Source organism: Chromobacterium fluminis (genome assembly GCF_011602385.1).
In the GTDB taxonomy this organism is placed as follows: Bacteria; Pseudomonadota; Gammaproteobacteria; order Burkholderiales; family Chromobacteriaceae; genus Chromobacterium; species Chromobacterium fluminis.
In genome coordinates this window covers 16,700-32,022 of record NZ_JAAOMA010000052.1, presented here as the reverse complement: position 1 = coordinate 32,022, position 15,323 = coordinate 16,700, and the positions used below count along the sequence as shown (strand labels likewise).

The following is a 15,323-nucleotide window of genomic DNA, read 5'->3' as shown; positions in this document are numbered from 1 at the left end:
CTCCCCGTCTTATTCCCTCGCGATGCGACGCTTGCTTCGCTCGGTTAGCGCGGAAAGCGGCACCAAAAACATCATCCGCGCAGTGGATTCAAAACTGACCACCCCACCTTGACCCCAAGCACTCCCTCAGGAACAATCCCCACGTTGCCGCCAAAACAAGCGGCACACGGGATTGGCGTCCCGTAATCACTGTTAACTTGCTTGCGCAGACCCCTGCGCAAGCTGCTTTTCCATGGTCGTGCCATTCGGCAGGCGCATGGTGGGAGAGTGCCATGCACTCACCGGGTTAACAGTGTCCGGTACGCCAATCCTGCCACGCGCCTGCCTAATACCTCAGCTTCTCTCGGCAGGTGGTTTATCTTGTGTCACAGCAGGAGAAACACCATGCAACATTCTCAAAACTTCCCCCGTCGTCGCCGCTACAAACTGCACTCGCTGGAACAACAGGAAGCCTTGCTCCCCTTCGTCCGCTTCTGCCCCGGACGCACCTATCGGCATTACTGGCAAATGCCCACGCCCAGCAAGGACTACCCCTCCAATGTCACCTACGGCCGCGAATGCGCGGCCCACCTGCTGCAATGGATGAAGGACAACCGCGAATACGTCGGTAAAGGCCTGCTCAGCCGCGTGGCGCGCGACATCGATTTTGACGACCGCGACGGACGCGGCCAGTGGATGGGTTTCTTCAACTACCTGGAAATCATGATGCTGTTGGGCGCCGATCGGGTCCGGGTCTATCGCCATGTCGATAGCCAACACCAGCTCTATCGGGCGCTGGGACAAAGGCTCAAGCTGGAAGCGCGTTTCCGTCGCATCCGTCTGAGAAACCGCTAAGCGCCTTGCGTGGGTATCGCTGCGCTCCACTCACCCTACGGCGAACGGTCTTGTAGGGCGGGTGGAGCCGTAGGCGATACCCACCAACCCCCGCCGACACTGTCCAAGGGCTGCTCCCGCCACGCTCCCGCGCGCAAACCGCTTCAATCTCCCCGCAACTGCTCGCTGCCCACTCCGCATTCCTGCTTCAAGAAAGCAGAGTTGACCCGGCCTGACTCATTAAGCGGGGTTATTGGCATGGATATGGCCCGATTTTTTCGTTTATTGACCCCGGAGTAACACGTCTTTCCGGCGGCGCAATCGGATAATGAGAGCTAGGTGTCGGCTTTGAGTCATGTGCACACGAGTTTAAGTGTGCTTGGGGGGCATCTGAGGCTTTCTTGGCTACGGTGGTGGCTTGGGGCTGACGAGTACTCAATTATGTTTTCGCTCGTAGAGAGGAAATGAAATGCGATCTCTGTCATTGTTTGGCCTTGTCGTTATCTTGACCGTTTTTCCGCTGTGCTCCGGCGTGGTGGCTGCGGCGGAGGAGACGGGGCGGCCGTCAGCGAAAACCATGAAGTTTCAACAGATTCGCAGCGCCACGATTAAGCTGAGCTACGGAGGGGTAAATTTCCTGATTGATCCAATGCTGGCGGAAAAGGATGCTTATCCGGGGCTTCCGGGCAGCTATAACAGTCAGCTCCGGTTTCCGCGAGTGGAGCTTCCTATGCCCGCCGATCAGGTGCTGGATCAGGTGAGCGCGGTGATTCTTACTCATCTGCACCCCGACCATTGGGACGACGCTACTCGCCGTCGCCTTCCCAAGAGCATTCCTATCTTTACGCAGAATGAGGCTGATGCTGCCAGCGTGCGGCGGGATGGTTTTATGACGGTGCGGGTTCTCACCGGCGATGCTGAATTTCAGGGAGTGCGCTTGTACCGCACCGGAGGGCAGCATGGGCCAGATGTCTTGATGGCGTCCCCATTGGGGCAGATCATGGGGGAGGTGTCGGGAATCGTGTTGGAAAGCCCTGGCTATAAAACGGTCTATGTGGCCGGGGACACGGTGTGGACAGGGGCGGTGGAAGAGGCGATACGACGCCATCGGCCTGAGGTGATTATCCTTAATACCGCCTACGCGCGGATGGAGGGGTTTGCCGGTTCTTTGATCATGGGCAAGGAGGATTTGCTCCGCGCCCACCGTATGGCGCCGCAAGCCACTGTGATCGCCAGTCATATGGAGACGGTGAATCATGCCGCACAGACCCGTGCGGAGCTGCGCAATTATATTGATCAGGTGGGCATGAACAGACGACGGGTATTGGTGCCGCTAGACGGTGAGGCCTATACTTTCTAAGTATGCTTGCTCAAATTTCCTCTTTTAGAGAGCGCTGCTCACCGTTGTCGGTGGCGCTCTTTGTCGGTCCGCATTTCAGCGCTTTTCACGTGGCGATACCTTGTCTGGTTTTTAGCCCGGAGGTTTTTCTGGGGCCACCGCTGTTTTCGTTCAAGGTGTGTGCGGAGGGCGCTCAGAAGGGGCCGCATGGCTTGGGTCTGGAGCCCCAATGGGGTTTGGAGGCCTTGGCGGAGGCTCATATTGTCATTATCCCTGGCTGGCATGATCCTAGTTCGCGCCCATCCGATGCCTTGATTGCGGCTTTGCGGGCTTGTAGGGCGCGGGGTGCGCGTATTGTTGGTTTATGCTTGGGCGCGTATGTCCTGGCTTATGCGGGGTTGCTCAACGGCCAGGAGGCGACGACGTATTGGGAGTATGCTCAGGATTTTGCCGAGCGTTTTCCCGCGGTTAGCTTCAAGGCCGACGCGCTCTATGTGAATAGCGATAGGCTAACGACCTCTGCGGGTGTGACTGCGGGTCTGGACTGCTGCTTGGCGATTGTGCGCGAATACTGCGGTAGCGCTGCGGCAAATAAGATTGCCCAACGTTTGGTGTTGCCGGCTTACCGGGAGGGTGGGCAGGCCCAGCTCATTGAAAAACCGGTTCCTAGTTCCAGCCGCGATACCCGTATTAACGACTTGTTGGAGTTGTTGCGTCGGAATCTGGCCACACCATGTTCTTTGGACGCGATGGCCAGGCATGTGCATATGAGCCGCCGCACATTGACGCGCAGTTTTTACGAGGCCACTGGTATGACTGTCAGCCAGTGGTTGCTGGCGGAACGTTTACAGCGCAGCCAGGTGCTGCTGGAAACCAGCGGGCAGTCTATTGAAACGATTGCCGAGTCCGTGGGTTTTGGCAGCGCAGCATCGCTGCGTACGAATTTCCGGAAGGTTTTTGGTGTTGCGCCACGGGAGTGGCGCCGCGATTTCGGTATAGAAAGCGATGATTGAGTATCTTCATCTCCTCTTCATACTGCTCGCATTTCTCTCCCTAGGGTGATTCCTCCCGCAGCTGCTCGCTGCCCACTCCGCATTCCTGCTTCAAGAAAGCGTAACCGGCCGGCGTAATCCGCAAGGCGCGGCTGTCGCTGCGGCGCTCGGTCAGGCCGCGCTGTAAAAAGGCCTGGCACAGGGCTGCGCCCAGGCTGCCGGCGATGTGGTCGCGGCGTTCGCTCCAGTCCAGGCAGGCGCGCGCCAGCGGCCGGCGCGGGCGGGCAATGCCGTCCAGTTGAATGTCCAGCCGCGCCGCCAGCCAGTCCGCGCCGGCCGGCGTCACCGCGAATTCGCGCTCATCGCGCCGTTGCAGCAGTTGCCGCTGTTGCAGGAAGTCGGCGACGGCGATGCCCAGCCGGCCGGCGAGGTGGTCGTAGCAGCTGCGCGCCAGGCGGATGTCGGCATTGCCCTTGGGGCGCACCGCGCTCCGGCTTTCGCCGGCGGCGGCGGACAGCGCTTCCAGCGCATGGGCGATGGTCGGGCTGGCCAGGCCGTAATAGCGGTGGCGGCCGCGCTGTTCCACCCGCACCGCCTGGCCGTGCAGCAGCTTGGCGAGGTGGTTGCTGGCCGCTTGCGACGACAGGCCGGCGGCTTGGGCCAGATCGCTGGCCGGGTAGAGGCGGCCGTCTTGCAACAGCAGCAGCATCAGCGCGCGGCCGGGGTCGGCCAGCAGGCTGGCCAGGCGGCTGATGTCGGGTATGCGGTCGTGCGGGGCTGCAAGCATGGTTCATCCTCGGCTGAAACTTTGGCGGATGCCGCCGGCTACGATAAACCCATCGTCAAGCTTGAACAAGGAGAGCGGAGATGGGGGATTTGCTGGGCTATTTGCATAGCCATTTTCTGAGCGAGCCGGTGTTGCCGGCGCGTAGCGGCGTGAGCCTGACGGGGGCGGCATGAACGCTTGGCCTTTGGACCCGCTGGCGGCGGTGGTCCATGCCCATCCCTATCCTTATTACCGGGATCTGGCGCAGCGGCGGCCATTGTATTTTGACGCCGGCCTGGGCTTGTGGGTGGCGGCAGGATACGCGGCGGCGCAGGCGGTGTTGGCCGCGGCGGAGTGTCGGGTGCGGCCGCTGGAGCAGCCCGCGCCGCCGCAGCTGGGCGACGGCGGCTTGGCGCGGACTTTCTGCCTATGGGCGCGGATGAACGAGGCGCCGCGCCACCCGGCGCTGAAGGCGGCCTTGAACCGGGCCTTGGCGACGGTGGCGGGCGTGGAGGCCGGACGCTTGGCGGAAAGCCTGGCGCGGGACTGCTTGGCACGGGAGCCGTTGAACGGGGGCTTGCTGGACCGGATGGCGCAGGGCTTGCCGGTGCTGACGCTGGCGGGTTTGCTGGGGCTGCCTATGGAGGCCGCGCCGGCCTTGGTCGCGGAGGTCGTTACCTTGGCCCAGGCGCTGGCGGCAGATGCCGACGCCGAGGCGCAGGCGAGCGGGGAGAAGGCTTTGGCGGCGTTGCAAGCTCGGGTGGCCAAGGCTTTGCCGCGGTCCGGCGGCCTATTGGCGGTATTGCGACGCGAGTGGACGGCGGAGGAGGCGGCGTTGACGGCGAATGTGATCGGTCTGCTGTTCCAGAGCCTGGACGCTGGCGCCGGTCTGTTCGCCGCCGCGGTCTGGCATCAGGCCCAAGGCCGTCCGCTGGCGGCGGGCGCGGCGGCGGATTGGGCCTGGCTGGCCTGGCAGGATCCGGTCTTGCACAACACCCGTCGCTTTACCGTGGGGGAGTGGTCCCACGGCGGGCAGACGGTGCCGGCCGGCGCTTCCGTGCTGGTGGTGTTGGCCGCGGCGGCGCTTGACCCGGCAGGGCCGGGCGAGAGTTTGATGTTCGGCGCGGGCCGGCATGCTTGTCCGGGCCGGGCGCTGGCGCTGGAGATTGCCCGCGGCGGCTTGGCCGCCTTGGCGGCGATGCGGCCGGATTGGAAAACTTTGACGGCGGCGGCGCGTTTTCGAAGGCTGCCCAACGCGCGCGTGCGCATTTATGGCATGGAAGGGAGAACGGAATGATTGCGGTGATTTTCGAGGTGGAACTGGCCGAGGGCGGCCGGGACGGGTATCTGGGCTGGGCGGAGCGCCTGGGGCGGGAGTTGGCGACGGCGGACGGTTTCTTGTCCATCGAGCGTTTCGCCAGCCTGAGCCGGCCGGAAAAGATGTTGTCGCTGTCGTTCTGGCGCGATGAGGCGTCGGTGGCGGCCTGGCGGCGGCTGGAGCCGCACCGCGCGGCGCAGCGGCAGGGCCGGGAGGCCTTGTTCGCCGATTACCGGCTGCGGGTGGCGGCGGTGTTGCGGGATTATGGGATGTTCGAGCGGGAACAGGTCCCTGATGGCGTCAGCCCAGGGCCGGGTTCAAGGCCTTGATCACGTAAAGATCAAAGCGGGTGGATTTGCCGTCCAGCACCGCAGACGGTTTCACGCCCTCGATGGCCGCGCCCAGCCGCGGCCGTTTCACCACCACGCGGTTCTTGGCCGCGGCGATGGCGGCTTGCAACAGCGCGGCGCTGTCCTGGTCGTCGCCTATGACCTGCTGAAAGGCTTGCATGTCCTTTTTGGCGGCGGCGCTTTTCTTGTCGGTGTCCGGGAACATCGGGTCGACGAAGACCACATCCGGCCGTTCGGTCTCGCTCAACGCGGCCAGCCAGGCGATGGAGCTGGCGTGCACCAGTTGCATGCGAGCGGCGATGTCGGCGGTGTCCGGGTGGCCGGCGGCGCGTTCCAGCGCGTCGGCCAGCAGCGCGGCGGCCACCGGCGAGCGCTCCACCAAGGTGACGCGGCAGCCCAATCCGGCCAGCACGAAGCTGTCGCGGCCCAGGCCGGCGGTGGCGTCCACCACATAGGGCAGTTCCTTGGCGCCTTTCAGGCCGATGGCCTTGGCCACCGGCTGGCCGCGGCCGCCGCCCTGCTCGCGGCGATGCTTGGCCGCGCCTTCGACGAATTCCGCATACACCGCGCCGTGCTTGCCGGTGGTCAATAGTTCCAGCCGTTCTTCGCCCAGTTCCAGCCAATAGCCTTGCTCGGGCCTCTGCGTCAGCAGCGGCAGGGCAAAGCGTTCGGCCAGCGCGTGGGCGGCGTCCTGGCGCGCGTCGGCGGCGCAATACAGCGGGGTGGCGGGCATGGAGAAATCCTTGGATGGGCGGACAGCGGACGAACGATACGGGATGGCGCGGACGAGGGCAAGCCACGGCATATTTCATATGTTGAATAAATATTGTGCGCGCTACGTATTTGCACTTAGCTTACTTCGCGTGAGGAACAACTATTTTTTAAAGAGGGGCCTTCTTCCTTGCGGCTGACAGCTTTTGTCAGCTTACAGGCGGCCTGGTTTGTTACGTTGTCGCAGTTGTTCTGATTTGAATTTATTTAATTGTCATTTATTTTTGCTTTGATACAGGTTCTAATCCGCTGAGCAGCTTTTTGGATGCAGTCATTGGCGTGGTTCGACCGGTGCTTTAAGCCGAAATGATCGGGGAGAGCGTGATGGGGTGGTGGAAATCAGCGGGGCAATCGCAAGGCAGTAATAAGAAGACACCGGTTCTCAAACGCTCCCGCCTGCTGTTGCAGGCCTTGGAGCCCAGGTTGATGTTCGACGGCGCGGCGGCCGCTACGGCCGCCGCCGCCTCGGCGCATGCGGACGCGCCGCACCCCATGGAGCGACCGGCTCCGGCGGAGACGCCGGCCGCGCCGCGGTCCGCCGCGGTGGAGAGGCTGGCGGAGAAGTTCGCCGCGGCCTTGGCGCCGGCCGTGCCGGCCAAACAGGTGGTGTTTGTCGAGTCCAATGTCGTCAATTACCAGAGCCTGCTGTCGCAAATGCCGGCCGGCATGGAAGTAGTGGTGCTCAATGCCGGCCAGGACGGCCTGAGCCAGATGGCGGAATGGGCGAAAACCCATCACGGCTACGCCGCCATCCATGTGATTTCCCATGGACAGAGCGGGGATCTGATGTTGGGCAGCGTGGAGCTGACCACCGCCAAGCTGGATAGCCGTCAGGCGGACCTGAAAACCATAGGCCAAGCCTTGCGCGCCGACGGCGATATTCTGCTCTACGGTTGCGACATCGCCGCCGGCAGCAGCGGGGCCGCCTTCGTCAGCGCCTTGTCCCGCTACACCCATGCCGACGTGGCCGCGTCCACCGACGCCACCGGCGCGGCAAGGCTGGGCGGCGACTGGACGCTGGAGCGCAACAGCGGGCACATCGACGTGGATGCCTTGCATTTTAGCTACGACGCCTTGCTGGCGCGGCCGGTAACCGGCACCACCGATTTCACCACATCGGATGGCAACACCTATAACCCATCCGGCAGCGTGGTGAACGCTGGTAACCTCCAGGGCTGGGATTTCTCGTTGCAACTGGGTTCCACCAATAACGGCGGCCAGACGATTATTGTCGAAAAAGCCGGCTCGGTGACCACGGAAACGGTGGACGGCTATAGCGACGGCACCATTCCCATCTCCTATTTCAGCGTCAAGTCCAACGATAGCAGCCGCTTCACCTTGAATTCCATCGGCGTGGTGCTGAATGGCTTCGACTCCGGCACCGCCGGCGGCAATCTGCAACTGGTCGGCTATATCAACGGTTCCGCGGTCAGCGGCGCGACGTTGACGCTGAACGTGGGCGACGTGTTGCAAGGCAGCGGCGGGCTGGTGACTTTCAATGTCTCCGGCAACAGTGCTTTCCAGGGCATTGATTCCTTCCGGGTGTTGGCGGCCAACGGTCACAATGTGACCGGCATGATAGGCATAGGCGCCATCAACGCCATTAATTTCGGTTTTGCGCCGGCGCTGACCGCCAGCGGCGGTTCAAGCGCCTATAGCAGCGGCACCGGCACTGCGGTGACGGTGGACAGCGGCATCACGTTGTCCGATTCCGACAGCAGCACCCAAGCCAGCGCCACGGTGTCGATCACTAGCAACTTCCACAGCGGCGAGGACGTGCTGGCCTTCACCAACAACGGCAGCACCATGGGCAATATCACGGCCAGCTACAACAGCGGCACCGGGGTGCTGACGCTGACCTCCAGCGGCGCCACGGCCACCCTGGCCCAGTGGCAGGCCGCCTTGCGCGCGGTGACCTATTCCGACAGCTCGCTGTCGCCCAACACCAGTTCCCGCACCATCAGCTTCGCCATCAACGACGGCGCGATCAACAGCAGCGCGGTGACCAAGACGGTGACGGTGGCGGCGGACGCCGCGCCGGTGATAGGCAACCTCAACGGCGACAATCCCACCTTCACCGAGAAAGGCGGCGCGGTGAAACTGGATACCGGCACCGCGGTCACGGTGACGGATAGCGATACCCCCAACTTCAACAGCGGCAATCTGACCGTGCACATTTCCGCCAACGGCCAAAGCGGCCAGGATGTGCTGGGCATCGACACCAGCGGCACGGTGACTTTGTCCAGCGGCACCAGCGTGGGCAGCGTGGTGACGGTGGGCGGGGTGAGCATAGGGGTAATCGCCACCAGCGGAGATGGTGTCGGCGGTCATGATCTGATCGTCACCTTCAACAGCAACGCCACCCCGTCGCGGGTGGCCACGCTGGTGGCGGCGCTGACTTACAACAACACCAGCAACGATCCCAACACCGCTACCCGCACAGTCAACGTCAGCGTCAACGACGGCCGCGGCGGCACGGGCTCCAGCAATGTGACGGTGGCGGTGGCGGCGGTCAACGACGCGCCCACCACCAGCGCCACCGCCAGCAATCCCACCTTCGCCATGGGCGGCTCTGCTGTGGCGGTGTTCAGCGGCGCCAGCGTTAGCGCAATTGAATCCAGCCAGAGCATCATCCTGCTGACCCTGACCGTGTCCGGTTTGCATGACGGCAGCAGCGAAATCCTGTCCATAGACGGCAGCAATGTGGCGCTGAGCAATGGCAACTCGGTCACCACCAGCGGCAACGGCCTGAGCGTTACCGTCTCCCTCTCCGGTGGCACCGCTACCGTATCCATCAGCAGCAGCGGCATATCCGGCAGCACCGCGGCCAGCGTGGTCAACGGCATCACCTATCGAGACAGCAACGGCAGCCCCACCGCCGGCAACCGCGTGGTGACGCTGACCAGCGTCAAGGACAACGGCGGCACCAGCAACGGCGGGGTGGACACCACCACGCTGGCCTTGGCTTCCACCGTCAATGTGGCGGTGGTGCCGGTGGTGACTCCCAGCGGCGGCAGCGCCGCCTTCACTTCCGGCGACAATACCGCCTCCACCCCAGTGGCGGTGGATGGCGGCCTCACCGTCACCGACAGCGCCAGTCCCACCCTGGTCAGCGCCACCGTGTCCATCACCGGCAACTTCCAGAGCGGCGAGGACGTGCTGGCCTTCACCAACGACGGCAGCACCATGGGCAATATCACCGCCAGCTACAACGCCGGCACCGGGGTGCTGACGCTGAGCTCCAGCGGCGGCAGCGCCACGTTGGCGCAATGGCAGGCGGCTTTGCGGGCGGTGACCTACACCGACAGCGCGGTAAGCCCCAACACCGCGACTCGCACCGTCAGCTTCCAGGTCAATGACGGCAGCGCCAGCAGCAGCGTCGTCACCCGCGCGGTGACGGTGACCGCCACCGACCAGACCCCGATCGCCACCGCCAGCGGCGGTAGCGCGGTCTTCACCGCCGGGGACAATACGACGTCCACGCCGGTGGCGGTGGATACGGGCATTACGGTCAGCGATCTGGACAACACCACTTTGGCCAGCGCCACGGTGGCGATTACCGGCAACTTCCAGAGCGGCCAGGACGTGTTGGCCTTCAGCAATACCAGCGCCATCACCTTCGGCAACATCACAGCCAGTTACAACAGCGGCACCGGAGTGCTGACGCTGACGTCCAGCGGCGCCACGGCCACGCTGGGGCAATGGCAGGCGGCTTTGCGGGCGGTGACCTACACCGACACGGCGGTGACGCCCAACACCGCCACCCGCACCGTCAGCTTCCAGGTCAACGACGGCAGCAAGAACAGCACGGCGGTGACCCGCAGCGTGACGGTGGCAGCAACCGATCAAACCCCGATCGCCAACACCAGCGGCGGCAGCGCGGCCTTCACCGCCGGGGACAATACGACGTCCACGCCGGTGGCGGTGGACACGGGTATTACGGTCAGCGATCTGGACAACACCACTTTGGCCAGCGCCACGGTGGCGATTACCGGCAACTTCCAGAGCGGTCAGGACGTGTTGGCCTTCGTCAACAACGGCAGCACCATGGGCAACATCAGCGCCAGCTACAACAGCGGCACCGGGGTGCTGACGCTGACCTCTAGCGGCGCTACAGCCACCTTGGCCCAATGGCAGGCCGCGCTGCGCGCGGTCACTTATACCGATACTGCGGTGACGCCCAATACCGCCACCCGCACCATCAGCTTCAGCGTCAACGACGGCAGCAAGGACAGCGCCGCCGTGACCCGGAGCGTCACTGTGGCGGCTACGGATCAAACGCCTATCGCCACCACTACCGGCAGCGCCGGCGCCTATGTGGTGGGCGGCGCGGCCACGCCGGTGGACGGCGGTTTGACCGTGTCCGATCTGGACAACACCACTTTGGCCAGCGCCACGGTGGCCATTACCGGCAACTTCCACAGCGGCGAGGATGTGCTGGCCTTCAGCAACACCAGCGGCAGCACCTTCGGCAATATCACGGCCAGTTACAACGCCGGCACCGGGGTGCTGACGCTGACGTCCAGCGGCGCGACGGCCACGCTGGCGCAATGGCAGGCGGCCTTGCGCGCGGTCACTTACAACGACACCGCCGGTTCGCCCAACACCAGCGTCCGCACCGTCAGTTTCACCGTCAACGACGGGACCAAGAACAGCGCCGCAGCTACTCGCAATATTGCCTTGCAACTGATGCCGCCCAGCGTCTCCGGCCTGACCAGCGGCACCGACACCGGCAGCAGCCAAAGCGACGGCGTCACCAGCAACACCACGCCCACGGTGACCGGCACCGGGATCGCCAACAGCCTTGTCATCATCTATGTGGATGGGGTGCCCATCGATAGCACGGTCGCTGACGGCAGCGGGGCCTGGAGTTACAGCTTTGTCTCCAGCCTGAGTTCCGGCGCGCACGCGATTACCGCCGTGGTCAGCAGCGGCGGCGTCAGCAGCGGCCAATCCAGCGCCTACAACGTGGTGATAGACAGCAGCGCGCCCGCGACGCCGTCCGGCGTGGTTTTGAGTACGGCGACGGATACCGGCAGCAACCATGGCGACGGCATCACCGGCAACAACCGTCCCACGGTCACCGGCACGGCGGAAGCCAATAGCACGGTGACGGTGTACGTGGACGGCACGGCGGTGGGCACGGCGACGGCGGACGGTAGCGGGGCTTGGAGCTACAACCTTGGCAGCTCTCTGGCGGACGGCAATCACAGCATCCGCACCACCGCCACCGATCTGGCGGGCAACGCCAGCGGCCAGTCGACAGCCTACGTCATCACGGTGGATACCATTGCGCCGGACGGCCCGGCGAATACCGGCCTGACTCAGGCCACCGACTCCGGCTCCAGTAACCGGGACGGCATCACCAACGTCAACCGTCCCAGCGTGACTGGCCTGGCCGAGGCCGGCAGCAAGGTGGCTGTGTTTATCGACGGCGTGCAGGTCGGCACCGCTACCGCCGACGGCAGCGGCGTCTGGTTGTTCAATCTGAGTCAGGCGTTGGCGGACGGCAACCACAGCGTGCGCGCCACGGCCACCGACGTGGCGGGCAACATCAGCGCGCAGTCGGCGTCGTTCACGTTTACCGTGGACACCGCCGCGCCGGCGCCGCAGTCCTTCACCCGCTTGGACCCGGTTTCCAGCTCCGCCAGCAGCCTGCGTTACGACCTGGTGCTGAACAAACCCATCGTCGGCCTGAACGCCAGCGATCTGAGCGTGATCACCAGCGGCGGCGCCCGCGCCAGCATCGGCAATATCGTCCGCATCAGCGATAGCCACTACGTGGTGCAGTTGACCGGGGTGGGCGGCGCGGGCTCAGTGGCGCTGGCGCTCAAGTCCGGCGCGGCGGCTGATTTGGCCGGCAACGTGACCCAGCAGCAGACGGTGGCTCCGGCCTATCAACTAAGCTCCGCCACCACGGTGGTGCTGCCGCCGTTGCCGCCGGCGGAAGCGCCGCCGCAGCCCAACACGGCGCCGGTCATCAACATCGCGCCCATTACGCCCAATATCGTGCTGGCCGCGGTGAGCGGCGTGAGCAATGGCCCCGCGCAGACGCCGCAAGGTCCGGTAGGGCCTCTGACGAGCAATCCCGTCCAGATTTCCTTTGGCCAGGACCGTTTCGCGCCGACGCCGAGCGAACCGTTTGGACGAGGCAACGCCAGCCTGCCCTTTGTTTCCAATCTGGGCGGCGCCTCGAGTGCGCCGCTGCAAGTGATGCCGGATCTGGGCGTGCGGCCGTTGGTGGCCGGGCAGGGCTTCAACTTCAGCCTGCCGCCCGGCACCGTGATTACCCGCAACCCGGACGCGGTGCTGAACATTCAGGTGCGTCAGAGCAATGGTCAGCCGTTGCCGACCTGGCTGAAGTTCGATCCTCAGACCGGTCGTTTCAGCGGCACGCCGCCGGCAGGCTGGAGCCGATCCCTGTCTTTGGAAGTGACCGTCAGCGACCAAAACGGCCATCGCGGCGTCACGCATATGCAGTTGAAAACCGGCACGGGCGGGCAGGCGGCCGCGGCAACGGAGAAGGTCGCGGCGGCCGGCAAACCTGCTTTGCACGAGCAATTCCGCCAGCATGGCAGACCCGCTTTCGACCAGCAGATTGCCGAATGGCTGCAGGCGGAGGACGTGGTTTGACCGCGGGTTTCATACATAACTTCACTAAACAAACAAACGCACAGGGGACGATATGACGCAACAAACACAGGGGGGAGGGGCCGGCCTCGGCGTTCTTCGAACGCTGGCCGCGCTGACCGCGCTGGCTTTGACCGGTTGCGCGGTGACGCCCACGCCGATGAGCCTGGGAGATCGCCAAGCCACGCTGGCGGCGGATCGCCAGGCCATGTTCGGCAGCCAGGAACCGCTGGCCGGGCCGGTGACCTTGCAAGAGGCGATGGCGCGCGCGTTGAAGTACAACCTGGATTACCGGGTCAAATTGATGGAAGAAGCGATGGCGCAGCGTCAGCTGGACCTGTCCAGCCTGGACATGTTGCCCAAGCTGGCGCTGGCCGCCGGCTACACCGCGCGCAACAAGGACAACGCCTCCTCGTCGCAGAACGTCGCTACCGGAGAACAATCGCTGGTGCCGTCCATCTCCTCGGAGAAGCGCAGCCATACCGCGGACCTCAACTTGAGCTGGAACGTGCTGGACTTCGGCGTCAGCTACTACACCGCGCAGCAGCAGTCCGACCGCATGCTGATCTTGCAGCAGCGCAAGCGCAAAGTGGCGCAGCAACTGATGCAGCAAGTGCGGGAAGCCTGGTGGCAGGCGGTGGGCGCGCAACAGCTGGAGGGCCGCATCGATTCGCTGCTGGCCGAAACCAACCGCGCGCTGGAAGACGCGAGACAGGTGGAGAAGCAGAAGCTGCGCGCGCCGCTGGAAGCGCTGAACTACCGCCGTCAACTGCTGGACGTGATCCGCCAGATGGGCATGATCCGCAACGCGCTGGCCCAGGCCAAACCCAAGCTGGCCGCCATCATGAACGTGCCGCCGGGCACCGATTTCAAGGTGGCGGTGCCGGCAGGGCTGCCCACTCCGGCCTTGGGCCTGAAGCTGGAGCAGATGGAGGAAATGGCCCTGCTGAATCGGCCGGAATTGAACGAGGCGCGTTACAACGAGCGCATCGGCGTCACCGAAACCCGCAAGGCCATCGCCAAGCTGCTGCCGGGCCTGGAATTCAGCATCGGACAGAACTACGACAGCAATAAATTCCTGGTCAACAACTCCTGGAGCGACGCCGGCCTGCGCATCAGCTGGAACTTGCTCAATCTGTTCAGCGCCGGGCCGATCACCAAGGCCGCCGACGCCCAGCTGCAAGTGGCCAAGACCCAGCGCATGGCGCTGAACATGGCGGTGTTGACCCAGGTGCACGTGGCCTACCTCGATCTCAAAGGCCGCTCGCGCCAGTTCGGGCTGGAACAAGAACTCAACGACGTGGAGCAACGCATCTACGTGCAGAACCGCAACGCCACAGACAGCGGCGTGCAGGGCCGCCTGCCGGCGATCCTGGCCGACGCCAACGCGGTATTCTCCACGCTGCGGCTGTACCAAAGCTACGGCGATCTGCAAAACGCCTACGGCCAGATGGGCTCCAGCCTGGGGATGGACCCGCTGCCGGAAAGCACCGCCAGCTATGATCTGCCGGCCTTGTCCGCCGCCTTCAAGGGCGCGGAAACGCGTTGGCAGGGTCAGGTGGCGGGGAGCAAGCCATGAAGTTGACGGTATTTCGGACTACGGTCTGCTTGCTGGCGGCGGGTTGGGCCCAGGCAGCGACGCCGCCGGCCAAACCGTTGCCAGCGCCGGTGACCAACGCCAGCGACGGCCGTATCCGCGTGCAGTTGATGGCGCGCAACGCCGTGACCCTGTCCGGCGAGGTGGCGGCCAAGATCGCGGCCTTGCCGGTGCCTGAGGGCGCCAGCTTCAGCAAGGGCCAGGCTCTGGTGCAGTTCGACTGCGGCAGCTACCGCGCCCAGTTGCGCAAATCCCAGGCCTCGCTGGAGGCCGCCAGCCAGTTGCTCAAGGTGAACAACCAACTGGCCAAGCTCAATTCCGCCGGCGCGCTGGACGTGGCCCAGGCCCAGGGCAAAGCCAAGGAAGCGGCCGCCGACGCCAGCTATATGCAGACCGTCGTCGGCAAATGCGTGATCAGCGCGCCCTTCAACGGCCGCGTGGCGCGCCGCATCGCCGCGGTGCACCAATATGTCAGCCCGGGCAATCCGGTATTGGACATCGTCGACTCCGGCTCGCTGGAGTTGCGCATGCTGGTGCCGTCCAAATGGCTGGCCAAGCTCAAGTCCGGCAGCAAGTTCACCGTGGCGGTGGACGAACTGGGCGCCAGCTTCCCGGCCAGGATAGAACGCCTGGGCGCGCAGATAGATCCGGTCAGCCAGTCCATCCTCGCGGTGGGCGTCATCGAAGGCAACGGCGCCAGCCTGCTGCCGGGGATGAGCGGCTGGGCCAGCTTCAAGTAGGCGGTGC

10 protein-coding genes are annotated in these 15,323 nt (G+C 64.4%); 8 read left to right on the top strand and 2 right to left on the bottom strand.

The window, feature by feature from the left end:
- Positions 1–384: 384 nt before the first annotated feature.
- From HA052_RS23655 to HA052_RS23645, 3 genes are all read left to right on the top strand, one after another.
- Positions 385–834 carry a hypothetical protein gene (locus HA052_RS23655; RefSeq protein WP_166453882.1) on the top strand — a complete coding sequence of 150 codons (450 nt, stop codon included), beginning with the start codon at positions 385–387 and terminating at the stop codon, positions 832–834.
- A gap of 448 nt (positions 835–1,282) precedes the next feature.
- Positions 1,283–2,173 (top strand): MBL fold metallo-hydrolase, encoded by an 891-nt coding sequence (locus tag HA052_RS23650; protein ID WP_166453881.1) that lies wholly within the window; start codon positions 1,283–1,285, stop codon positions 2,171–2,173.
- A gap of 2 nt (positions 2,174–2,175) precedes the next feature.
- Positions 2,176–3,165 carry a GlxA family transcriptional regulator gene (locus tag HA052_RS23645; protein WP_166453880.1) on the top strand — a complete coding sequence of 330 codons (990 nt, stop codon included), beginning with the start codon at positions 2,176–2,178 and terminating at the stop codon, positions 3,163–3,165.
- A 40-nt stretch (positions 3,166–3,205) separates the two neighbouring features.
- Here HA052_RS23645 and HA052_RS23640 read toward each other — a convergent pair whose 3' ends face one another.
- The gene (locus HA052_RS23640; protein WP_206119029.1) at positions 3,206–3,931 is read right to left on the bottom strand and encodes an ArsR/SmtB family transcription factor; all 726 of its coding nucleotides are present in this window, start codon (positions 3,929–3,931) and stop codon (positions 3,206–3,208) included.
- A 169-nt stretch (positions 3,932–4,100) separates the two neighbouring features.
- Between HA052_RS23640 and HA052_RS28045 the strand changes: the two genes are divergently transcribed.
- Together HA052_RS28045 and HA052_RS23630 are read left to right on the top strand one after the other, a co-directional pair.
- Positions 4,101–5,207 carry a cytochrome P450 family protein gene (locus HA052_RS28045; RefSeq protein WP_166453879.1) on the top strand — a complete coding sequence of 369 codons (1,107 nt, stop codon included), beginning with the start codon at positions 4,101–4,103 and terminating at the stop codon, positions 5,205–5,207.
- Entirely contained in the window at positions 5,204–5,557 is a 354-nt protein-coding gene (locus HA052_RS23630; protein ID WP_166453878.1) for an antibiotic biosynthesis monooxygenase family protein, read from the top strand. The genes HA052_RS28045 and HA052_RS23630 overlap by 4 nt, the downstream gene beginning before the upstream one ends.
- Here the strand turns inward: HA052_RS23630 and HA052_RS23625 are convergent.
- The gene (locus tag HA052_RS23625) at positions 5,529–6,311 is read right to left on the bottom strand and encodes a class I SAM-dependent methyltransferase (protein ID WP_166453877.1); all 783 of its coding nucleotides are present in this window, start codon (positions 6,309–6,311) and stop codon (positions 5,529–5,531) included. The genes HA052_RS23630 and HA052_RS23625 overlap by 29 nt on opposite strands.
- A gap of 362 nt (positions 6,312–6,673) precedes the next feature.
- Here HA052_RS23625 and HA052_RS23620 point away from each other — a divergent pair, with 362 nt between their 5' ends.
- Genes HA052_RS23620 through HA052_RS23610 form a run of 3 tightly spaced genes read left to right on the top strand, consistent with a single transcriptional unit; the run spans position 6,674 to position 15,316 of the window.
- Positions 6,674–12,982 carry a DUF4347 domain-containing protein gene (locus tag HA052_RS23620; RefSeq protein WP_166453876.1) on the top strand — a complete coding sequence of 2,103 codons (6,309 nt, stop codon included), beginning with the start codon at positions 6,674–6,676 and terminating at the stop codon, positions 12,980–12,982.
- Between the two features lie 52 nt (positions 12,983–13,034).
- Complete coding sequence (locus HA052_RS23615; protein WP_166453875.1) at positions 13,035–14,558, top strand: TolC family protein; 1,524 nt, start codon at positions 13,035–13,037, stop codon at positions 14,556–14,558.
- Positions 14,555–15,316, top strand: a complete 762-nt coding sequence (locus HA052_RS23610) for an efflux RND transporter periplasmic adaptor subunit (protein ID WP_166453874.1) — start codon at positions 14,555–14,557, stop codon at positions 15,314–15,316. The genes HA052_RS23615 and HA052_RS23610 overlap by 4 nt, the downstream gene beginning before the upstream one ends.
- The last annotated feature ends 7 nt before the right edge of the window (positions 15,317–15,323 follow it).